The following is a 22,922-nucleotide window of genomic DNA, read 5'->3' as shown; positions in this document are numbered from 1 at the left end:
AGAGTTAATATTAAGCTGGAGGTAGCGCCCAAAGTTCTTCAAGGTTCACATCGTCGCTGCTGGGTCGATGCTGTTTCAGCAGCGGGTCAATTTTCAATATCATTGGAAGATCAAAAGCGGTTCCAGTGACTACGCAGCAGCCCTTGGCTAGAGTCGGTATGAGAGCCTTAGAACTGGAATCTAACGTGCTAATTGTATTGTCTAATAGCATAAGGTCGCGATCGTTAACCAATCGGTGTATGAAGAAATTGTGAATCTGGGAAACAATAGTAGGTGAAATATCTGCAGGCCGCTGACTAGATAGTGTGAGGTATACGCCATACTTGCGTCCCTCCTTAATTATTTCTTCAAAGAGTTCAAGCCGGTAGTCTTTCCAGATTTCATGCTCACGGGTGGACTGCTCTGACAAAATATTGTGTGCCTCATCAATGATAAGGTGCAGAGTCCGGCTTGGAGGGCTTTTAAGATTCTCTGCATCTTTATGATTTGTGTAGAAATTTTTGGCTACAAGCAGTGGCAAGATCTTTTTTATCTCATTCTTGCATTTCTTTAAAGAGATGACATGTAAGAGATGCGGAGGTTGTGGCACATCAACGATTTCAAGAACATTACGCAGAGCCGATATAGATGATTTGGCCCTAGCTAGCACCGGTTGAATGTGTTCGTATTGGGCATAGCCAAATACAACATCTGAACAGAGTTGGAGGTAGCACCGCAATATTAGTTCGTCGAATTGATCAATTCCATCTAAATTAACACTCTCATCAATAATGGGTTTGATATTCGCGTCAAATCCATTGCCATTTGAATTATAGTACGTGCCGCTGGCATGCTTAAAATACTTATCTTTATTGTAATAAATAATTCCTTTTAAATGTTCTTGAAGCAATTCGCAGTCAATCATGCGTGCAATTTCACGGCTCAAATCCAAAGCATCTGATTTCGCTTCACCTGTACTAAAAACTTTTTCAAAAACCTTTTCTACATACCTTTTGAGTGGCGTAGTTTTAAATTTTTCCTTACCAGATAGAACGCGACGCAGAAATGGCTGTTGTGTGTTCGTAGTTGCCTGAAACAAGAGGCTTAGGGTTTCGACATCCCAAAAATGAGCGCCTTCAATCTTGAATTTGTGCTTTGCTTTTTTAGAGTCCAGCACTGTGATTTGCTTATTCTTAGCTGGTAGTAGCTGATCTTCCGTGTATTCACCATTAAAATCTATGATAACGAACTGGCTCTTGTGCTGTAATGCTTGGAGCCGCTCATTAAAAAGTGTAGTATAAAGTTTAGCTAGCGTATTAGATTTACCACTCCCGGTGTTACCAAATATGCCCAAATGGCTGTTGAATAATCGCATCCATGGGAGGTTGATGGGTACATTCTCCTTGAGCATAGAGCCAATAGAAAAACCTGTTTTACCGTCCGCCCCATAAATTTTCCCTACCATAAGTTCGCTGAGTAGAGATGCCTTGTCTCGGATCATCGGCATGTACTTCACACCTTCAAAAAACTTATCATCTACTATATAACCAATGGGGCGAACATCCACTTTTCGTACATATTGGACCTTCTCGGCATCAGTCTCTAGCCTTTTCTCATCCAAAAATTCACCTTCAACAAGACAGACAATATCTATAAAGCCTCGCTGAATAGATACGTGCTCCCGAAGTGAAATACCTCTGTACTTAACTCCTCCGTAGAAAATAGTCTCATGATTGGAGTCTTCAAAAATTCGAAGGGAGATACGCACTCCACTCACTGCAATAACCTCACCTACGATGATACTCATATCAGATCCTCCTCTTCAGCTTTTAATGGAGGTTCATAAGTGTCTGGCGTGAGTGAGAAAACATATTTATTGAAATTGGTGAAGTCCATATTCATATCTTCAGCGGGCCCAATTACTTGGACGTTTTTCCAAGATTTGAATTCTTCCCGCATGCTATTTGCACTATTGTTGCTATAACAACAAATAAAAGTATGAAGTTGTGGGTTGGAGAGGGAGCGTTGGATAAGTCTGAGAATGTGTTCATCAGCAAACGAAAAGCCAAATGTTATGAGTATAGAATTTGGTTTTTCAAGCTCATAGCTTAATAGCCTGAGCATCTGGTAGTAGTGTTCTTCGAAGACAGTTTCGTAAAACTTCCACTTAGTGGGGTTGACAATAGGTAGCTTATTGTACTCCCCCCAGAAAATATCTATCTGGTCTTGACTGAATGCCAAGGATGGAATGCCTTCAGTTCTGTTGCCATCGACACCAAGAAATTCGGAATATCCATTTAAATTTCCGAGTGTCTCTTCTGTCAAAAGGTTACTAAAATCATTGCGGTAATTGACTTCAATCTTATCACCGCTTTTTGACCAGTAAACCGAACCGTGAAGATGGATAATGTTTAGCTGCGGGATGCCATAGTTGCTTCGTTCAAATACTCCAGTTTGACATTGAAACGTACTGAAGTTTTTGGAATGAAGATGCTTTGTGTGAAATCCGGAGGTACCATCATTCACCACAAAATCATGTGATCCCTTCATGAGAAGGCTGTCAGCTGTATGGGACAGGCATCCATCATAGTTTGTGGTAAAAATATTGATTTTGCGGTTGAGGTCTTTCCTTCTATCCAACAACCCCAAAAGGGTTGTTAAAAAAATCTCATAATTCTTGAGATTTTCTTTTCCTTTATTCGTTGTAACGAAACTTGGATTGAATGTCTGCACTGGAAAAATACATGTGTTGTAGTAGTGCATGAATAACGCGGTTCGCTTCTCTGGCGAGTTTTCAAACTGTGTGGCGAGCGTTTCGATCGTTTCTCGCCGTCCCTCTGCATTCTTGATGGCTAGGGACAGCGTCGGGAACAAGTCTGCTGAAGCGCCTGAGCCAATCAGTATGTTGATGTTCTTATTGTATATATCCAATGGCTGGATCGCCTCAAACATACTTACCTCCCTTATTTAGTTTTGTCTAAAATAGCATCAGTGTATAGGCAGACCAAGTTTTGACTTAGGCAAAAAATTTGTAGCAATAGCCACTATTTCTCTGGTTTTCAACTATTGCAGTTAGCAGCATATATTGAATTACATCCATCCAGACGTCTAGGTACCCAGACGAATGCAATTGCTTTTCGAGACTGCCTTTCAACATTTCAGCTTGTAATAATCCCTTCCTTGCCTAAATTACTAGTAAAATCACCATACCACTGCATCATCGCCCTCCTCCCCTCCAGATATTGAGCATGGTTATACGTTCCACGAATTGAGTTCTTATCGACGTGAGCCAGCTGTAGCTCGATCCAGGCCGAGTTAAATCCCTGCTCATGCAAAATGGTACTCATCGTGTGGCGGAATCCATGCCCTGTAACGCGTCCTGCATAGCCGATGCGCCTTACCAACACAGTCAATGCCATATCACTCATCGGTTTCTTAGGATTATTACGTCCTGGGAACAGCAACTCTCCTGCTCCCGTCATGGGTTTAAGCTGATTAAGCAGGTCAATTGCCTGGCTTGATAACGGAACCAGATGAGGTCGGCGCATTTTCATTCGCTCTGCTGGTACGTTCCAAACCTTCCGCTCAAAATCAAACTCCTGCCACTCCGCTTGCCTCAATTCCCCAGGCCTTACTCCAGTCAAAATAAGTAATTGCATCGCAATCTTAACAATCACACTACCGGCATAGGTGTTCAGAGTCCGAAGAAACTCAGGCAGTTCATCCTGGGTCAAAAAAGCATAGTGCTCTTTCTCATGGGGAGCTACGGCGCTGGCTAGATCGGGAGCTGGATTGTACTCAGCCCTGCCAGTCACAACCGCATACTTCCAGACCTCTCCACAACGCTGGCGAACCTTACGGACCTTCTCAGTTGCTCCTCGAGTTTCTATCTTTGAAAGAACAGCAAGCAACTCCATCGGTTTGATATCTTTGATTGGTCGGTGGCCGATATAAGGAAATACATCCTTCTCAAAGGTTCTCATCATCTCTTCACGATAGGAGACAGACCAGCGATCATAGCGACGCTGATACCACTCCCGAGTGATAGCCTCAAACGAGTTTTCAGCGTCCTGCTTGCGACTGAGCTTCTCCATTTTTCTTTCGAGAGAAGGATCGTTACCAGCTGCTAATGTTCTTTTAGCATCCTCACGCTTGCTTCGTGCTTCAGCTAAAGAAACAGCAGGATAAACACCAAGCGCAAGTACATTTTCCCCTCCAGGCGTACGATACTTCAGACGCCAGTATTTCTTACCGTTGGGGTTAACCAATAAGTAAAGACTCCCACCATCAGCCAATTTGTAGGGCTTCTCTTTCGGCTTTGCAGTTTCAACCTGACGAGCAGTTAACTTCATTGGGGGTACCTCTCAGCATGGGGTACAATTATACCCCCATCCATACCCCCACATTGAGCTTGACCCTGGGGGAGTATTATTGAGTTCAATAGACTAATAGAATGCTATAACTGCTGATTTATCAAGGAAAAATTGAGTTGGGTAGACTTCAGAAGACTTGAGTTTGGAGCGGGTGAAGGGAATCGAACCCTCGTATAGAGCTTGGGAAGCTCTCGTTCTACCATTGAACTACACCCGCTTCGGTGTGCGGTTTGCATTATAACCGGTTCTTTGACATGGGCAAGCGAAGATATAGCCTAAGCGCCGGTATTTTAAGCGGTTAGATTAAATAAGGCATAACAGCCGCTGTTTTTATGGAAATATTTTGCTCAGTAAAAAGGGCGCCGTAGCGCCCTAATCGATTACCGCTGACCGGATTATCTTATTTTACCGGGCGCATAGCCGGGAACAGGATAACATCGCGGATAGTATGGCTGTTGGTAAACAGCATCACCATACGGTCGATACCAATACCCAGACCTGCGGTTGGCGGTAGACCGTGCTCCAATGCCGTCACATAGTCTTCATCGTAGAACATCGCTTCGTCATCACCGGCTTCTTTGGCGCTAACTTGATCAGCAAAACGTTGGGCCTGATCTTCAGCATCATTCAACTCGGAGAAGCCGTTACCAATTTCACGACCACCGATGAAGAACTCAAAACGGTCAGTGATAAACGGATTATCATCATTACGGCGTGCCAGCGGAGAAACTTCTGCCGGGTATTCAGTGATGAAGGTTGGCTGGATCAGGTGGCTCTCTGCGGTCTCCTCAAAGATTTCACATTGAACACGGCCCAAGCCCCAGCTCTTCTCGACTTTGATACCCAATGACTCAGCAATCGCAATCGCTTTGTCCATATCGTCTAAATCGGCAACATTGGTTTCAGGACGATATTTGCAAATAGCTTCTTTCATGGTCAGTTTGGCAAACGGCTTGCCAAAATCGAACTCCTGTTCGCCATACTGTACAACGCTGCTACCCAGAATGGTTTCAGTCAGTGTACGGAATAGCTCTTCAGTCAATACGATCAAATCTTTGTAATCCGCATAGGCCATATAGAGTTCCATCATGGTGAACTCTGGGTTATGACGCGGTGAAACACCTTCGTTACGGAAGTTACGGTTGATTTCGAACACACGCTCGAAGCCCCCCACAACCAGACGTTTCAGATACAGTTCTGGCGCGATACGTAAATACATATCGATATCCAGCGCATTGTGGTGTGTCACAAATGGGCGCGCAGAAGCGCCGCCAGGGATCACTTGCATCATTGGCGTTTCGACTTCCATGAAGCCTTTTTCCACCATGAACTGACGGATACCGGACATCACCTGAGAACGCACTTTGAACGTATGGCGAGATTCGTCATTAGCGATCAGATCTAGATAACGTTGGCGGTAACGGGTTTCCTGATCAGCCAAACCATGGAATTTATCCGGCAGTGGGCGCAGCGCTTTGGTCAACAAACGCAGCTCGCTACAATGGATAGAAAGTTCGCCTGTTTTGGTCTTAAACAACTTACCGCGAGCACCTAGGATATCGCCCAGATCCCACTTTTTAAATTCTTCGTTATAAACGCCTTCCGGCAAGTCATCACGGGAAACGTATAACTGAATACGACCGCCGACATCTTGCAACGTGACGAATGAGGCTTTACCCATGATACGGCGGGTCATCATTCGGCCAGCAACAGTGACTTCGATATTCAGCGCTTCTAATTCTTCATTTTCTTTACTGTCGTACTCAGCATGCAGCTGGTCAGAGAGGTGCTCACGACGGAAATCATTAGGGAAAGCAATCCCCTTCTCCCGTAATGCAGCCAGCTTCTCCCGACGAGCTTGCAACTCACTATTGAGCTCTTGCGCTTGCTCTGCGACTTGTGGTTTTTGCTCTGACATCTCAGTTCCTTATAGCCCGGCTTTCAAACTTGCTTCAATGAATTTGTCTAGATCACCGTCCAATACCGCTTGCGTGTTGCGTGTTTCCACACCAGTGCGCAAATCTTTGATACGGGAGTCATCCAGTACATAAGAACGGATCTGACTACCCCAACCAATGTCAGACTTGTTGTCTTCCAGAACCTGTTTATCAGCATTTTTCTTTTGCATCTCAAACTCATACAGCTTTGCCTTCAGCTGCTTCATCGCTTGATCTTTATTTTTATGCTGTGAACGGTCATTCTGGCACTGAGTCACAATATTGGTTGGAATATGGGTAATACGTACCGCAGATTCCGTTTTATTGACGTGCTGGCCACCCGCACCCGATGCACGGTATACGTCAATACGCAGGTCCGCCGGGTTGATTTCGATATCAATATCGTCATCAACTTCTGGGTAGACAAAGGCAGAGCTGAAAGAGGTGTGGCGACGGCCACCGGAGTCAAACGGGCTTTTACGTACCAGACGATGTACGCCAGTTTCAGTACGTAACCAACCAAACGCATAATCGCCAATGACCTTAATGGTGGCAGACTTAAGGCCAGCAACATCACCATCAGATTCTTCAATGATTTCGGTTTTGAAGCCTTTTGCTTCAGCCCAGCGCAGATACATCCGCAGCAACATACTGGCCCAGTCCTGAGCTTCAGTACCACCAGAACCGGCTTGCAGATCCAGATAGCAGTTGGCGCTGTCGTATTCACCAGAGAACATGCGGCGGAATTCAAGCTGGCCTAACTTGCCATCAAGGATATCTAACTCGGCAACAGCTTCGTTAAACGTCTCTTCATCATCCGCTTCAATGGCTAATTCCAGCAAACCAGAAACATCTTCCATACCTTGATCCAGTTGATCAATGGTGGTGACAATCTCTTCCAGCGCAGAACGCTCTTTACCCAGCGCTTGGGCGCGCTCAGGTTCATTCCAGACGTCGGGCTGTTCCAGCTCGGCGTTTACTTCTTCCAGTCGCTCTTTCTTGGCATCATAGTCAAAGATACCCCCTGAGAACGGCTGTCCGATCAGACAGGTCCTGAATTCGGTTTTTTACCGGGTTAATTTCAAACATTTTTTTGATGTCTTAGGTTGAGTCGTTGATGGCGGAATGCCATTCGAACCGATAATTCTAGCGGATCTCAACGACGGTTTATAGCAAGTTGACCGTATTTATGGCGCTATCTCGGCAAATCATGCCATTTGATACAGTTTTAGCATGCTGGTTAATAGGGCCAGATATGCTGAATCAGTAGTTGAACGCTACGATTACCACGGAATTCATTAATATCGAGTTTATAAGCCAGTTTAACTTCACGCACGCTGCTGTCCGGCCATAAGGTAGTATCGATATTAAAGGCAATACCATCCAGCAAAGGCCCGCCGTTCATTGGCTCAACCATCAGCTTCAAATGACGCTCACCCACCAGCCGTTGTTGCAAAATGCGGAATTTACCATCAAATGTCGGTTCTGGAAAAGATTGCCCCCACGGGCCACCATCACGCAGTAACTCTGCGGTTTCCAGCGACAATTCGTTGCCTTTCAGTTCACCATCGGACCAGATAACGCCCTCTAGCTGCGAGGCGTCCATCCATTCACCGACTAGCTCGGCAAAGCGCTGGCGAAACTCATCGAATTTATCCTGCTCCAGTGATAACCCCGCGGCCATGGCATGACCACCAAACTTCAGCATCAACCCTGGGTTTAAGGTGTCCAAACGCTCAAGAGCATCCCGCATGTGTAAACCTGCGACGCTACGACCTGAACCTTTCAGTAGCCCATCACCCGCTGGGGCAAAAGCAATCACAGGCCGATGAAAACGCTCTTTAATGCGCGACGCTAAAATCCCCACGACACCTTGATGCCACTCTGGGTGGAACATCGCGATACCATAAGGTAATTCAGTACTAGTGCGCTCTAGTTGGTCACACAGTTGCAGAGCTTCAACCTGCATCCCCTGTTCTATCTCGCGGCGTGTTTGGTTTAGTGCATCAAGATCAATTGCCAAAGCTCTGGCCTGAGCAATGTCATCACTGAGCAGTAGCGCCACCCCAATGGACATATCATCCAAACGCCCGGCAGCATTTAGCCGTGGGCCAAGAGAGAAACCAAGGTCATTTGCCGCCAATTGGCGTGCATCGCGGTTGGCAACTTCCAGTAGTGCACGAATACCTGGACGACATTTCCCCGCACGAATACGGCTTAGGCCCTGATGCACTAAAATCCGATTATTTGCATCTAGCGGCACCACATCAGCAACTGTACCTAATGCGACTAAATCGAGTAACTCAGCCAGATTAGGTACGGCCAAAGTGCGTTGTTCAAACCAACCGCATTCTCTGAGTCGGGCACGTAACGCCAACATCAGATAAAAGGTCACCCCTACCCCCGCCAGTGCTTTGGAGAGAAAATTGCACCCGGTCAAATTCGGGTTAATGATAGCTTCGGCCGCTGGCAGGGTTTCACCTGGCAGATGGTGGTCAGTCACCAGCACTTGGATACCCTTGGCATGTGCCAAGTCCACTCCAGCATGGGAGGAGATACCGTTATCGACAGTGACGATTAATTCCGCGCCACGCGCAGCAACTTGCTCGACAACTTCAGGGCTAAGTCCGTAACCATCCTCAAAACGATTTGGCACCAGATAATCAATATTGCTGCCGCCCATGCTGCGCAGGGCAAGTACCGCCAATGCGGTACTGGTGGCACCATCAGCATCAAAGTCACCGACAATCACAATGCGCTGCCGATCGGCCAACGCTTGCTGCAACAATGTGACTCCGGCATCAATGCCATCAAGCTGCTGCCAAGGCAATAAACCTTTTACGCCACGCTCCAGCTCCTCGGCGTTTTTTACCCCTCGGCTAGCATAAAGACGGCGCAACAATGGGTGTAGCTGTGCGGGCAAATAGCTATCATCCGCCACCTCACGGCGACGGAGTTGAGTTTTCAATGTCACGGATGATTAACCCGCCGCTTTTACTGATGCCTGATGCTTATTGAGCATCTGTAACATCTCTTCTGGTTTCAGATAACCAGGAACGATGGTGCCATCTTGCAGCACAATGGCTGGCGTTCCCTGAATACCAAACTGCACACCGAGCTGATAATGCTTACTGATATCGGTTTTACAGGTTGCAGGAGAAATATCGACGCCTTTCATTGCATCATCGAAAGCTTTATTGCGATCCGCCATGCACCAGATAGAGCGCATGTCTTTTTCTGCCTGAGAGCTTAAACCTTGACGCGGGAATGCCAGATAACGCACGGTAATGCCCAGCGCATTATAGTCTTTCATTTGCTCATGTAACTTGTGGCAATAGCCGCAGGTGATATCGGTAAACACGGTCACAACATGTTTTTCCTGTGGCGCTTTATACACAATCATCTCGCCGCTTAATGCTTCCAATTTTTTCACCAACATTTGGTTGGTCACATTGATAGGCTGGTTACCACTGACGTCATACAGCGGGCCTTGCAACAGATGTTTACCGTCTGCTGAGATATAAAGCACGCCGCTTTCTGTCATCACCGTGCTCAACCCCGGGATGGGTGACGGTTGGATATCAGCTTGCTGAATATCTAATTTCTTCAGCGTTTGTTGGATAGCGGCATCATCAGCATGAGCCAGCCCCGTGAATGCAGCGATGAGTATCGGCAGCAGCAATAAACTTTTTTTCATTTATAAATCCTATCTCTTTCCACACCGCGACTATGCGCGTGGGTGATGCTGTTGATGTAGCTGCTTCAAACGTTCAGTGGCTACATGGGTATAAATCTGAGTTGTCGACAGGTCACTGTGGCCCAGCAACATTTGTACCACACGCAGATCCGCACCGTGATTTAGCAGATGCGTGGCAAAAGCATGCCGTAATACGTGGGGTGATAGCCGTTCACTATCAATACCGGCAAGGATCGCATAGTGTTTGATTCGATGCCAGAAAGTCTGTCGGGTCATTTGTTGGCTGCGATTGCTGGGGAACAGCACATCCAGTGATGCCCCATTAATCAGCCACGGGCGCCCGTGCTCCATATAATTTTCAATCCAGTACACCGCCTCTTCGCCCAAGGGAACCAGTCGCTCTTTGTTACCTTTGCCGATAACTCGCACGACGCCTTGGCGTAAGCTGACATCACTGATAGTCAACCCAACCAGCTCTGATACCCGTAATCCCGTGGCATAAAGCACTTCCAGCATGGCCTTATCACGCAACTCCAGCGGAATATCAACGTTGGGGGAATTAAGCAGTGCATCAACCTGCGCTTCGCTTAAATCTTTGGGCAGGCGCTGCGGTAATTTAGGCGATGAAAGCAGCGCCGTTGGATCATCTTCGCGTAATTTTTCGCGGTATAGATATTGGAACAATCGCCGCATGGCGCTGAGTAAACGAGCAGAACTGGTGGCTTTATAACCGCCCTCAATGCGCTCGGCAAGGAAGGACTGCAAGTCCTGCGAACCGGCACGCAATAAATCACTGCCATGATGCTCTAGCCATCCACTCAGTGCATGTAGATCCAGACGGTATGAGGCCAGTGTATTCTCCGCCAGATTCCGCTCCAGCCACAAGGCATCAAGAAACTGTTCAATCAGCGGGTTATTTTGCTGTTGCATGACTGTTTCTCTCTTTGATTGAACTCAGTGGCCATTATGCCTGATGACGTGACAAATCTGGTACACTCGATGCTATTCCTTATTAGTAATGCTATGGCTATACATCATGAAGATTGGTCTCTTTTACGGCTCCAGCACCTGCTATACCGAAATGGTGGCAGAAAAAATCCGCGATATTCTCGGCGAAGATTTGGTTGATTTACACAATCTGAAAGATGTCAGCCCCCGCCTGATGGAAGATTACTCCGTTTTAATTCTAGGCATTCCTACTTGGGATTTCGGTGAGCTACAGGAAGACTGGGAGGCCATTTGGCCACAGTTAACACAGCTTAATCTCAAGGGAAAGATTGTCGCTATGTATGGTATGGGCGATCAATTCGGTTATAGCGAATGGTTTCTGGATGCGCTGGGCATGCTACATGACCATATTGCGCCATTAGGTGTGAAGTTTATTGGTTTTTGGCCAACCGACGGGTTTGAGTTTACCAGCCCCAAACCGCTAAGTGCTGATGGTAAAAACTTTGTGGGTCTAGCGTTAGATGAAGTCAACCAATACGATTTAAGTGAAGAGCGCATCGAACAGTGGTGTGAGCAAATTCTGCTTGAAATGGATGCCCTACTTTAGTCAACCAAACGGGCATATTATGCCCGTTTTTATTGATATTAATTGATGTCTGTTACCGATTTACTTCCACAAGCGAAATGAATCTTGAGCACCGTTTCCCGCAGGAACTACATCCATTGCCATCTCTTCCGCTTTAGGTTCACCGCGGGTCGATTCCCTGTTTTTCTGCCCAGCAAAACGCTGCGGATTAGCCACTTGATACCAATCCAACCGCCTTGTCAGTAACATGACCGCCGCCAGAATAATAAACAGTAGAGCCGCCCCCAATAGCAGCGCATTGTCCTCTGATTGCAGTAAGCCAAACAACACGCCGTACAACAATAACAGGCCACCGGCAAATAACGCACCGCGCAACCACCCACCCAATACCGCACTCAGATAAACAGCAATTAACAGGCTGCAACTTAAGCTGGCGATAAGATAGGCCAGTGTGAAGCCAAGATGTTCAGAGAAAGCCAATAACATCAAGTAGAACAAGACCAGTGCAGCGCCCACCAGCAAATATTGAATAGGATGCACACGAAGCGAGGTCAGGCTCTCAAACAGGAAGAAGCTAAAAAATGTCAGGCCGATAAATAAAATTGCATATTTAATGGCGCGTTCAGTTAGCTGATAGTGATCGACTGGCTCAATCAAGCTGGTGGTGAAAGCCGGTAACCTGTCAAAATTAAAGCGCGCATCATCACTGGCGAAATTAATGTTCATGTTGTTCGCCAACCAGTTACTGCTCCAATGCGCACGAAAACCACTGTCGTCCACTTTGCGCTGCAAGGGGAGAAACTCACCAACAAAATTCGGATGTGGCCAATTACTCTGTAAGGTCAGCTCGCTGCTACGCCCTACTGGGATGATAGAGAGGCTGTTGGTGCCCATCAGCGTCAGTTTAAAATCAACATTGAATTTACCCTGTTGAATCTGCGCGAGTGTCAGTGGTGCATGAACACCTTGCCCCGTGCGCCCCAAAAAAGCCCCCGGCTCGAAATTAATTTTTGAGCTACCCAAACTTAGTGGCGAAATCTGCTGGACCCCTCTGGAGTCACTCAGCGCCAACACCAGTGATGGTGTACCGATAGTAATACCCTCATGGTTTAAATCCTCTAATGAAGAAGATTCAAATTGCCCATGAAAATAGAGTTCCCCCTGATAGACCTGTGCTTTATAAATGCCCAATTGACGCACTTCAACATCAGGTGAGCCAGTGACTGTCATAACTTCTGGCAGTATGTAGCGGTGGCGGTTGATGCGCTGCCCTTGCTTTTTGCCATCAACTTCAGTTTCTACCCACTCGCTGTAAGGCACCACAATCAGTGGACCAAGGATCTTTTGCGCCCGGCTGGTACTGTCGCTCACTTTATCAACCACGCTCTCACGATAGCCACTGCGTTCATTGATAACGTTCAACAACATTTCTTTTGGAATCATCATCAAAAGAATTAATCCCAACAACGTGGCTATTTTCCAAAACAGTACCGATTTGAACATGACTTGCACTCCTTTTAAGGTCAGGAGAGCAGCTTAAGCGGGTGAAGTGAAAGGAGAATGAGGTTATGTGAAGTGAAAGTGAAGTCGACAGATTAAGTGATATCTAGTGGCAGAGTCAGGCGAGCACGAACCCCGCGCGGCTGGCGATTTTCAAGGGCGATACGCCCTCGGTGAATAGCAGCAACCTCGTGCACAAAATTTAACCCCAGCCCAGTACTTTTTGGGCTATTAGCTCGCGGTAGCGAATAAAAACGGTCAAAAATCTTCTCTTGAGCATAATCAGGAATACCGCTGCCATTATCTTCAACGGTTATCCAGTATTCATCATCTTGGCGTTGACCACTCACGGTAACCGCCCCTTCGGGTGCGGTGAAATCCAATGCATTATCAATCAGATTAGTCAGCGCCTGACTCAACAACAGAGCGTCGCCAGTTAATGTCGCACTATCAACACCGGTGAGCTGCAAGCGAATTCCACGACGGGTAGCCTGAGCTTCTTTGCCATTGACCGCTTGCTTGATGATGTGGCTGATTTCCAATGATGTGAGTTGAAAATCAACCCGGCTCTCTAGTCGAGCCTGTATCAACATTTTATCGACCAATTGTTGGATGCGCGCGCTTTGCTGTTCAATATTGATCAGGAAACGCTGCGCAGTGGCGGGAGGGGGCGACTCTCTCAATAGCTCGGCAGCGCCGGTAATTGCCGCCAATGGACTTTTCAATTCATGGGTCAGCGTATGAACATATTGTTCGATGTAGGCTTTACCGTCCAATTTAAGGCGCATGCTTTCTAATGCTCGAGCTAAATCATTCAGTTCACTGCTCCCCATCGTGGGCAGGGCCACGGCCTGTCCTTCGGAAACACGCTCGGCATAATCCACTAACTTACCGATAGCTCGATTAATCCACCAAACAAATCCCAAGCCGATCAGTAAAGCAATGCCCAGTAGCACTCCGCCGGCCAATAAGATTTTACGTTCACTACGCTTGATAACAGGGGCCATAGAAATATTGGGTTTGCCCACACTCAGCACGCCAATAATTTGATTCTCCCCGATAACCGGGGCTGCCACATACATCACCGAGCTTTGCTCATCATTGGGGTCTGTGCGGCTACTACGAGCGCCATACTCACCCCGCAATGTTAACCACACATCATTCCAACGTGAATAATCTTGCCCTACAGCTTTACCCGATGAATCAAAAATCACCCGCCCATCGGCATCCGTGAGATAAACACGATACTCATTACGGTCCTTGCGGATACCTTCAATATTCGCACCAATTGGGCGCAGATTCAGTGAGGCAAAAGCTTGAGCCAACTGACCGCCAGCCACTTTATTCTGCAACATATCTTGGCGAGCAAATTGTGCCAGCAGCGTCGCCGTATCCACCAATGTCCCCTCAGTGGCTCGTCGTACACCGGGCTTAACTTCTTGTACGAAAATACGAATGACAAAGTAACCGGCAATGGCGACTATCAAAAAATATCCCAGCAACAAACGCACGCCTATCTTCATGTGTCATCGCTCATGTTCGATATGTCAGGCTATAGCCCAACCCGCGATGCGTGCGAATTGGCGACTCTTCATCACAAGCTACCCGCAACTTTGAGCGCAGGGTTTTAATGTGAGTATCAACCGTGCGGTCTTGGCTCTCTTCTGCCTGCGCCCAAACGATATCCATCAGTTGTTGGCGTGAGAATACACGTTCAGGTGCCAGTAATAGAGTCTTTAGTAGCAGATATTCATAGCGAGTTAACCACAAAACCTGTTGATGATAAGTGACTCGCGCCCCTGCCTCATCCAGTGTGAAATGACCAAATTGGTGTAAAGCGGCAGAAGCCGCCAGTGTTTGCGATTTTTGTAAACGCCGTAGCACCGAGCGCACTCGGGCACTCACTTCACGAGGCGAAAAAGGTTTAGCAATATAGTCGTCAGCCCCCATTTCCAGACCGACAATCCGGTCTAACTCTTCGCTACGGGCAGTTAAAAAAACCACGGGCAAATCTGGAACCTGTGATAGCAGGCGGCGACAGAGGTCAAAACCATTGATATCAGGCAAGCCAATATCCACTATTGCCAGAGCGGGTACGCCATTAGCCAATGCGGCAAGCGCAGGCTCCCCCCGGTCAAACCACCGGAGGGTAAAACCTTCGCTTTCCAAGGTATAAATCAAGGTATCGGCGATGCTCGGTTCATCTTCTACTAACCAGATTAAGGGTTTCATTAATGAAGACTCTCATCCGAACCAAATGAATGGCGCAGCAGCAGGCACAATTGCCGCCACTCCTCTTCGGACATGCTATCCGCGGCTAGCCATAACCGTTTGTGGGTTGAACGCGTTCCCGTCTGTTGCAAACTTAATAACACGCCATAGCGGGTGATCCACGGCTGTTTAACGACAATCCATTCGTGTCTTTTCCATAGCACCACATTGCCGGGTTTTAGCCGGATCTCGCCCTGACAGGACGTAATATTTTTCTGGCTGCGGATACACTCAAACACCACTAGCGTCAGTAATACCAACCAAAGCGCGGTATAGCCCTGAGGCCAAGGCGCAACTAGCGTTAATATCACCAAGACACCATGTGCCAATAAAGAGAAGAGTTGAGTGTGCCAGGATACCCGCAGGTCACATCGCCACTGGGCCACGGGCTTTATTTCGTGCTTGAATCAGTTTAACCATTTGGCGCAGTTCGCTGTCCTGCGGTTCCCCGTGATTCATCAGCCAGTTAAATAAGTCTGGATCATCGCATTCAAGCAAGCGGATAAAAACCCGCTTCTCATTGTCACTCAAGCCATCATATTCATATTCGAAAAACGGCATGATAGAGATATCCAGTTCACGCATACCCCGACGGCACGCCCAATGAATACGAGCTTTATTATCGATTTCCATGTCCTGATTGACTCCTCAATGAAGGATATTGTCCGAAGCTGGCAACCGCCCAATTCGGTGTATGGGGTTATTGTACCTCAGAATAATGGTTAATTAAGATATTGGGATAATAATGGTAAATCCGTCGAATAACTGCTTGCAAAGCTACCCGGCTATTTTACCATTGGGGCATCAGTCACAGCACTTTTTTGATATGCGGGTAACCCATGGCCTATAACACTCCATTTGCTGCACAACCACTGCTCGCTGCTTCCGAGCTGCCATTAACCTTGATTTCACTTGATGACTGGGCACTGGTGACGTTAACCGGTGCCGATCGCGTTAAGTATCTGCAAGGGCAAGTGACAGCAGATATTGATGCCCTTCCCACTGACCAGCACATACTTTGCGCCCATTGCGATGCTAAAGGAAAGATGTGGAGCAACCTGCGGTTATTTTACCGAGGTGAAGGGTTGGCATTTATCGAGCGTCGCAGTGTGCTTGAAAGCCAATTAAGTGAGCTGAAGAAATATGCAGTGTTCTCCAAAGTAGCGATCACTGCACAACCTGACGCTGTTTTGTTAGGCGTGGCCGGCGCTCAGGCAAAAGACGCATTAGCACAAATCTTTGCCGAACTGCCTAATGCGGAGCATCCTGTTATTCAGCAAGACACTTGCACTTTGCTGCATTTCTCGCTGCCCGCCGAGCGCTTCCTTTTGGTGACCGATACCGAACAAGCGCAACAAATTGTAGAAAAACTGGCTGACCGCGCCAAGCTGAATAACAGCAAGCAGTGGCTGGCGTTGGATATTGAAGCCGGTTTCCCAATCATTGATACAGATAACAGCGCGCAATTTATTCCACAAGCAACAAATATTCAGGCGTTGAATGGCATCAGCTTCAGTAAAGGCTGTTACACCGGGCAAGAAATGGTTGCCAGAGCAAAATACCGTGGCGCTAATAAGCGCGCACTCTACTGGTTAGCGGGCAATGCTCATCGTGTCCCGGCAGCCGGTGAAGATTTAGAGTGGCAATTAGGTGAAAACTGGCGGCGCACCGGCACCGTTCTGGCCGCAGTTCAGCTCAGTGACGGTACTGTGTGGGTCCAGGCGGTATTGAATAATGATCTGGCATCAGACAGCGTATTACGTGTGCGCGATGATGTAGAAAGTGTGCTCAGTATTCAGCCACTGCCTTATTCGCTGGTAGAAGATAAGTAATCGTTGGATTAAACACCAGGAGGCTGACAATTCGGCCTCCGAATAACTATAGATCCCTTCGCGATATCCAGCATCAAAGTGTAGCCAAAGTCACTGGTAGGCAGCCAGTGAACTTATCCCGATGAGCTTACTCAAGTAAGTGATTCGGGTAAGTGAGCGCAGCTAACACCCCTGTGAATTCAAGCATCAAGGTATAGCCAAAGTCATTGGAGTCACAGGTAGGCAGCCAGTGAACTTATCCCGATGAGCTTACTCAAGTAAGTGATTCGGGTAAGTGAGCGCAGCTAACACCCCTGTGAATTCAAGCATCAAGGTATAGCCAAAGTCATTGGAGTCACAGGTAGGCAGCCAGTGAACTTATCCCGATGAGCTTACTCAAGTAAGTGATTCGGGTAAGTGAGCGCAGCTAACACCCCTGTGAATTCAAGGACGAAGGCTATTTCAGACATACAGATAAATCGCCATAAAATGGCAAACACTGCCGCCAAGGACAAAACCGTGCCAAATAGCATGGCCAAAGCGAATGCGTTTAGAAGCATAGAAAATCACGCCCAGCGTATATAACAAACCGCCGATGGCTAGCAGCGCCAACCCACCTACCTCAAGTTTGACGGCCAACTGATAAATCACAATTAAAGACAACCAGCCCATCGTCAGGTAGGTCACCAGTGAAAGCACCTCAAAGCGGTGAGCAAAAGCCAATTTAAATATGACGCCAACCAGCGCCAGCCCCCATATAACGGCCATCAATCCACGTGCTAATGGGGAATCTAATCCCACCAGAAGAAAAGGGGTGTAGGTCCCGGCAATCAAAATATAAATGGCGCAATGGTCAAACTTCTGGAGCCAGAGTTTTGCCTTACGATGTGGAACTGCGTGATACAGCGTGGAGGCCAGAAACAGCAAAATGATGCTTCCACCATACAGGCTATAGCTGGTCAGCGCCTTAGTATCGGCCCCACTGTCTAATGCTTGTACCAAGAGCATAACCAAACCAATAATGCCAAATACCACCCCAATACCGTGGCTAATGCTATTGGCGATTTCTTCTGCCCATGGATAAGCGGGCGTGGTAGTCGTTACGGGAGTCGCCGACGTTGTCGGTGTTGCTGATTTATTCTTCAATACTGATTACCCTGAAATATGAAATAGTTATCTCATCCATAAGTACAATGACCACACAAAAATACCGCACTCAGGTTAACTGAGAATGATTCCAGTGTACACGTGTAAGCTTAAATAATCTGTCAGCACATGTAACCCTCCGTGTCTTCGACTCATAAGTCGAAAAAAGGAGAACAATAGCGGATAATCAGTTCACTTATTATTGGCTTATTTGCCATCTTATTTTGAGGTTAACTATGTCATCAGTTCTGGATTTTGGCCCACTGACAGAGACTATCCAGTTTCTGATAGAAATCGATAAGCTAAAAGATATACAGCGGCGAACCAAAGTGATTGCCAGCTTGCGTCAGGAAAACTCCGCCGAACACAGTTGGCATTTTGCGGTGGCCGCCATGAGCCTTGCCCCTTATGCCGGCCCAGATGTCGATATCAATCGCGTGATAAAAATGGCGCTGCTGCACGATATTGTTGAAATCGATGCTGGCGACATCATTGTTTATGACCTCGCGGCCAGAGCCGCTATTCATGAGCAAGAAGTCGCCGCCGCCAAACGACTATTTGGCATGTTGCCATCAGCGTTAGGCGCGCAATTTACTCAATTGTGGGATGAGTACGAAGCCGAAGAAACTGCCGATGCACGTTTTGCCACTGTACTAGACCGCATTTTGCCGATGCTGATTAACCTGCATACTGAGGGACAAAGTTGGATAGAAAATGGCATTCGGTTGCAACAAGTCCTTGATCGCAACCAAATGGTGGCTGAATACTACCCTGAAATCTGGCGATATTTATTGCCACAGTTACAGGCCGCGCAGCAAAAAGGCTGGCTAAAGTAACAAAATAGTACGGCAGTTTATTTCCCACCCGCTAAATCCAGAACACTGCCAGTGACATAAGAGGCATTGTCTGACAACAACCAGACAATGGCTTCTGCCACTTCTTGCGGATAGCCACCACGTTTCATTGGCAGCGAACTTTGTACGCGATCCACTCGCCCCGGTTCACCGCCACTGGCATGTATGTCGGTATAGATTAAACCCGGTCGAACGCCATTGACTCTGATACCTTGAGCCGCGACTTCTAGTGACAAGCCAATGGTCAATGTATCAATCGCGCCTTTGGAGGCGGCATAATCCAGATATTCGCCAGGAGCCCCCAAACGGGCAGCAGCAGAAGAGACATTAACAATCGCGCCGCCATTGCCGCCGTGGCGCAATGCCATGCGTTTGACCGCCTCTCGACTGCATAAAAAATAGCCCGTCACGTTAGTGGCCAACACCCGATTAATGCGCTCGGCAGTTAGCCCTTCAATGGTGGTTTGTGTGAATAAAATCCCAGCATTATTAACCAATGCCGTGATAGGCCCCAGTTGCGCTTCAAGTTTTTCAAATAGCGCAATCACCTGTAATTCATCGGCAATATCGGCCTGCAATGCCACCGCCAACCCACCTGCCGCCGCAATTTCAGCTACCACCTGTCGGGCTGCCTGCTCATCATTAATGTAATTCACCGCCACTCGGTAGCCGTGTTTTGCCAATAGTAATGCGGTGGCACGACCTATTCCCCGACTCCCCCCTGTCACTAATGCGACTTTTTTATGCATATCCTTGCTCCTTATTGGATCCTGAGTCTGTTTTCACGTTTGCAGAGTAAGAGTAATCATTGATAGCGGGAATACCAATAAAACAAAAGGGCCGCTTGCGCGACCCTCTAAATGATATAGCAGGGAAATGTATCAAACTATTCGTAATCAGCCATTGGCACACATGAGCAGAACAGATTACGGTCACCGTAGACATCATCCAGACGTTTCACAGTCGGCCAGTATTTGTTCTCCATCACACCTGCAATAGGGAATACCGCCAACTCGCGGCTGTATGGATGCCGCCAGTCACCGACTAACTCACCCTGAGTATGAGGTGCATTGACTAATGGGTTATCTTCCAATGGCCATTCACCGCGGGCTACCTTCTCGATTTCAGCGCGGATAGCCAACATGGCATCGATAAAGCGGTCTAGCTCGACTTTACTTTCAGATTCAGTCGGCTCCACCATCAAAGTGCCGGCCACTGGGAAGGACATGGTTGGCGCATGGAAACCGAAGTCTATCAAGCGCTTGGCGATGTCCATCTCACTGATTCCGGTTGTTTCTTTCAGCGGGCGAATATCCAAAATACATTCATGCGCTACACGGCCATCGTGCCCGGTATACAGCACCGGATAGGCCCCTTTCAGGCGAGTGGCAATGTAGTTGGCATTCAAAATAGCAACCTGACTGGCTTGTTTTAAGCCATCGGCCCCCATCATGCGAATATACATCCAACTGATGGGTAAGATTGACGCGCTGCCGAAAGGAGCCGCAGAAACCGCCCCTTGCTGAGTGGTCATGCCGTCAATTTGCACCACGCTGTGGCCGGGAACAAAAGGTGCCAAATGCGCTTTAACACCAATTGGCCCCATGCCTGGGCCGCCACCACCGTGTGGGATACAGAACGTTTTGTGCAAGTTAAGGTGAGAGACATCCGCGCCGATATAGCCCGGAGTCGTAATCCCCACCTGCGCATTCATGTTCGCACCATCAAGGTAAACTTGACCGCCAAACTGATGAACAATCTGGCAAACTTCACGGATGGTTTCTTCGTACACCCCGTGTGTTGACGGGTAAGTCACCATAATACAAGACAGTTCATCCCCCGCCTCGCCCGCTTTTTGGCGCAAATCATGCAAATCAATATTGCCTTGTTTATCACAAGCCACGACCACCACAGACATTCCAGCCATTTGTGCAGATGCGGGGTTAGTACCGTGAGCAGAACTTGGGATCAAACAGATATGACGACTCGCCTGATTACGACTCTCATGGTAACGGCGGATAGCCAGCAATCCGGCATATTCACCTTGCGCACCTGAGTTTGGCTGCATGCACACGGCATCGTAGCCGGTCAGTTGCACCAACCATTGTGATAGTTGACCAATCATCTGCTGATAACCGGCAGCTTGCTCTGGCGGGCAGAATGGGTGCAATTCCGCAAATTCTGGCCAAGTGATCGGGATCATTTCAGCCGCCGCATTTAGCTTCATGGTGCAAGAACCCAGCGGAATCATCGCCTGATTCAGCGCCAAATCCTTGCGTTCCAAACGATGCATATAACGCATCATTTCGGTTTCACTGTGGTAACGGTTAAACACCGGATGAGTCAAAATAGGATCTTGACGTAACATAGATGGCTGAATTGACTGACTATCCTGACTCACTTTGGCATCAAGTTGGTCAATATCTAAACCGTGGTCATCGCCCACCAATAAAGCAAACAGTGTCTGGATATCTTCACGGGAGGTGGTTTCATCCAATGTGACACCTACCGCGCCATGAATATCAGTGCGCAAGTTAATCCCGAAGCTCAATGCTCGAGCCAGCACTGCCGCTTTGTCTTTAACCTCAACAGTTAAGGTATCGAACCAGTGCTGGAAGCGCAGAGTCAAACCGGCCTGCTGCAAGCCAGCAGCCAAAATATCGGTCATGCGATGAATGCGGCCAGCGATACGCTGCAAGCCCTGCGGGCCATGATATACCGCATACAAGCTGGCGATATTCGCCAATAGCACCTGAGAAGTACAAATATTGGAATTGGCTTTTTCGCGGCGAATATGTTGCTCACGGGTTTGCATCGCCATACGCAACGCGGTATTGCCGGCTGCATCACGGGATACCCCGATAATCCGGCCCGGCATCGAACGTTTAAATTCGTCACGACAAGCGAAGAAAGCGGCATGTGGGCCACCGTAGCCCATCGGCACACCGAAGCGCTGTGCCGAACCAAAGACCACATCAGCGCCCTGTTTACCCGGAGCAGTGAGCAGCACTAATGCCATAATATCGGCGGCAACACTGGTAATAATCTTACGTTTTTTCAGTTCAGATAGCAGTGCTGAGTAATCATGCAATTCGCCGGTTGTGCCCACTTGTTGCAGTAGCACACCAAAAACGCCCTCTAGCTCCAGCACTTTGTCTGCGCTATCAACAATGACTTCAAACCCAAAAGTTTCTGCACGGGTTTTGACTACATCTAACGTTTGCGGGTGCACATCATCGGCAACAAAGAAACGATTCGCATCTTTTAGCTTACTGGCGCGTTTGGCCAACGCCATAGATTCAGCCGCAGCAGTCGCTTCATCCAATAAAGAGGCAGATGCCAAGTCCAGACCGGTCAAGTCTTGAGTCAATTGCTGGAAATTCAACAGTGCTTCGAGGCGACCTTGAGAAACTTCAGGCTGATAAGGAGTATAGGCTGTGTACCAACCTGGGTTTTCCAGCATATTACGCAGAATAACCGGTGGCGTCAGCACCGGGCTGTAACCCATGCCAATATAAGATTTATAGCGCTGATTCTGGCTGGCAATCCCTTTAAGTTCCGCCAATGCTTGATGTTCCGTCGCAGCATCACCGACTGGTGGCGGGCTTGGCAATTGGATATCTGCCGGGACAATCTGCTGGATTAAGGTACTTAACGAGCTGGCGCCAACGGCGGCCAACATCTGTTGCTGCTGTTCAGCGGAGGAGCCAATATGGCGCTGAATAAAAGCATCGTTATGTTCGAGCTGGCTGAGATTTTGAGTCATTTGCTACAAATTCCTGAATAGAGCATGGGACGGGAAGCTGGGCTTTCTCATAGG

Annotated in this window: 19 protein-coding genes and 1 tRNA gene; 3 read left to right on the top strand and 17 right to left on the bottom strand. The window is 47.8% G+C overall.

Annotated elements, in window-relative coordinates; genetic code table 11:
• Window positions 1-10: 10 nt before the first annotated feature.
• The 9 genes from ACIOG0_RS04075 to xerD all read right to left on the bottom strand — a co-directional run bounded on the left by ACIOG0_RS04075 (window position 11) and on the right by xerD (window position 10,916).
• Window positions 11-1,786: an ATP-binding protein gene (locus ACIOG0_RS04075; protein WP_000022894.1), complete on the bottom strand. Its 1,776-nt coding sequence runs from the start codon at window positions 1,784-1,786 to the stop codon at window positions 11-13.
• On the bottom strand, window positions 1,783-2,931 hold the full coding sequence (locus tag ACIOG0_RS04070) for an SIR2 family protein (RefSeq protein WP_000460992.1): 1,149 nt from the start codon (window positions 2,929-2,931) through the stop codon (window positions 1,783-1,785). Before ACIOG0_RS04070 ends, ACIOG0_RS04075 begins: the two co-directional genes overlap by 4 nt.
• Window positions 2,932-3,137: 206 nt before the next feature.
• Window positions 3,138-4,331 (bottom strand): phage integrase central domain-containing protein, encoded by a 1,194-nt coding sequence (locus tag ACIOG0_RS04065; RefSeq protein WP_000778549.1) that lies wholly within the window; start codon window positions 4,329-4,331, stop codon window positions 3,138-3,140.
• 164 nt (window positions 4,332-4,495) lie between these two features.
• Window positions 4,496-4,569 (bottom strand) — tRNA-Gly (locus tag ACIOG0_RS04060).
• Window positions 4,570-4,752: 183 nt separating this feature from the next.
• Window positions 4,753-6,270, bottom strand: coding sequence for a lysine--tRNA ligase (lysS, locus tag ACIOG0_RS04055; RefSeq protein WP_050098013.1), 1,518 nt, complete (start codon window positions 6,268-6,270; stop codon window positions 4,753-4,755).
• 9 nt (window positions 6,271-6,279) lie between these two features.
• Window positions 6,280-7,378 (bottom strand): peptide chain release factor 2 gene (gene prfB / locus ACIOG0_RS04050; protein ID WP_128451582.1). Its coding sequence is split into 2 segments (ribosomal slippage): window positions 6,280-7,302 and window positions 7,304-7,378, totalling 1,098 coding nucleotides; the frame shifts between segments, so codons are not numbered across the junction.
• A gap of 151 nt (window positions 7,379-7,529) precedes the next feature.
• Window positions 7,530-9,263, bottom strand: a complete 1,734-nt coding sequence (recJ, locus tag ACIOG0_RS04045; protein ID WP_050098011.1) for a single-stranded-DNA-specific exonuclease RecJ — start codon at window positions 9,261-9,263, stop codon at window positions 7,530-7,532.
• A 6-nt stretch (window positions 9,264-9,269) separates the two neighbouring features.
• Window positions 9,270-9,986, bottom strand: coding sequence for a bifunctional protein-disulfide isomerase/oxidoreductase DsbC (dsbC, locus tag ACIOG0_RS04040; protein WP_050098010.1), 717 nt, complete (start codon window positions 9,984-9,986; stop codon window positions 9,270-9,272).
• A gap of 30 nt (window positions 9,987-10,016) precedes the next feature.
• On the bottom strand, window positions 10,017-10,916 hold the full coding sequence (gene xerD / locus ACIOG0_RS04035) for a site-specific tyrosine recombinase XerD (protein ID WP_050098009.1): 900 nt from the start codon (window positions 10,914-10,916) through the stop codon (window positions 10,017-10,019).
• A gap of 106 nt (window positions 10,917-11,022) precedes the next feature.
• Here xerD and fldB point away from each other — a divergent pair, with 106 nt between their 5' ends.
• Window positions 11,023-11,541 (top strand): flavodoxin FldB, encoded by a 519-nt coding sequence (gene fldB / locus ACIOG0_RS04030; protein ID WP_050098008.1) that lies wholly within the window; start codon window positions 11,023-11,025, stop codon window positions 11,539-11,541.
• 60 nt (window positions 11,542-11,601) lie between these two features.
• Here the strand turns inward: fldB and creD are convergent, their stop codons facing one another.
• The 5 genes from creD to sdhE all read right to left on the bottom strand — a co-directional run bounded on the left by creD (window position 11,602) and on the right by sdhE (window position 15,924).
• Window positions 11,602-13,023, bottom strand: coding sequence for a cell envelope integrity protein CreD (creD, locus tag ACIOG0_RS04025; protein WP_128451583.1), 1,422 nt, complete (start codon window positions 13,021-13,023; stop codon window positions 11,602-11,604).
• A gap of 92 nt (window positions 13,024-13,115) precedes the next feature.
• A complete protein-coding gene (creC, locus tag ACIOG0_RS04020; RefSeq protein WP_050098006.1) occupies window positions 13,116-14,543 on the bottom strand; it encodes a two-component system sensor histidine kinase CreC in 1,428 nt (475 codons plus the stop codon).
• Between the two features lie 10 nt (window positions 14,544-14,553).
• The gene (gene creB / locus ACIOG0_RS04015) at window positions 14,554-15,252 is read right to left on the bottom strand and encodes a two-component system response regulator CreB (RefSeq protein WP_050098005.1); all 699 of its coding nucleotides are present in this window, start codon (window positions 15,250-15,252) and stop codon (window positions 14,554-14,556) included.
• A complete protein-coding gene (locus ACIOG0_RS04010) occupies window positions 15,252-15,677 on the bottom strand; it encodes a protein YgfX (protein ID WP_050098004.1) in 426 nt (141 codons plus the stop codon). The genes creB and ACIOG0_RS04010 overlap by 1 nt, the downstream gene beginning before the upstream one ends.
• Window positions 15,658-15,924: an FAD assembly factor SdhE gene (gene sdhE / locus ACIOG0_RS04005; protein ID WP_050098003.1), complete on the bottom strand. Its 267-nt coding sequence runs from the start codon at window positions 15,922-15,924 to the stop codon at window positions 15,658-15,660. The genes ACIOG0_RS04010 and sdhE overlap by 20 nt, the downstream gene beginning before the upstream one ends.
• A 206-nt stretch (window positions 15,925-16,130) precedes the next feature.
• Between sdhE and ygfZ the strand changes: the two genes are divergently transcribed.
• On the top strand, window positions 16,131-17,123 hold the full coding sequence (ygfZ, locus tag ACIOG0_RS04000) for a tRNA-modifying protein YgfZ (protein WP_050098002.1): 993 nt from the start codon (window positions 16,131-16,133) through the stop codon (window positions 17,121-17,123).
• Window positions 17,124-17,564: 441 nt separating this feature from the next.
• On the opposite strand, the gene ACIOG0_RS03995 is transcribed toward ygfZ, so the two are convergent.
• The gene (locus ACIOG0_RS03995) at window positions 17,565-18,248 is read right to left on the bottom strand and encodes a PAQR family membrane homeostasis protein TrhA (RefSeq protein ID WP_050140248.1); all 684 of its coding nucleotides are present in this window, start codon (window positions 18,246-18,248) and stop codon (window positions 17,565-17,567) included.
• Between the two features lie 236 nt (window positions 18,249-18,484).
• On the opposite strand from ACIOG0_RS03995, the gene ACIOG0_RS03990 reads away from it, so the two are divergent.
• Window positions 18,485-19,084, top strand: coding sequence for an HD family hydrolase (locus tag ACIOG0_RS03990; protein WP_128451584.1), 600 nt, complete (start codon window positions 18,485-18,487; stop codon window positions 19,082-19,084).
• Between the two features lie 17 nt (window positions 19,085-19,101).
• Here ACIOG0_RS03990 and ACIOG0_RS03985 read toward each other — a convergent pair whose 3' ends face one another.
• Both ACIOG0_RS03985 and gcvP read right to left on the bottom strand, forming a co-directional pair.
• Entirely contained in the window at window positions 19,102-19,851 is a 750-nt protein-coding gene (locus ACIOG0_RS03985) for an SDR family oxidoreductase (protein ID WP_050097999.1), read from the bottom strand.
• Between the two features lie 137 nt (window positions 19,852-19,988).
• Complete coding sequence (gene gcvP / locus ACIOG0_RS03980; protein ID WP_050097998.1) at window positions 19,989-22,868, bottom strand: aminomethyl-transferring glycine dehydrogenase; 2,880 nt, start codon at window positions 22,866-22,868, stop codon at window positions 19,989-19,991.
• Window positions 22,869-22,922: the final 54 nt, after the last annotated feature.

The organism is Yersinia vastinensis (genome assembly GCF_044905075.1).
Lineage (GTDB): Bacteria > Pseudomonadota > Gammaproteobacteria > Enterobacterales > Enterobacteriaceae > Yersinia > Yersinia vastinensis.
Note: the sequence above shows the minus strand (reverse complement) of the source record. Positions and strands in the feature narration are given on the sequence as shown.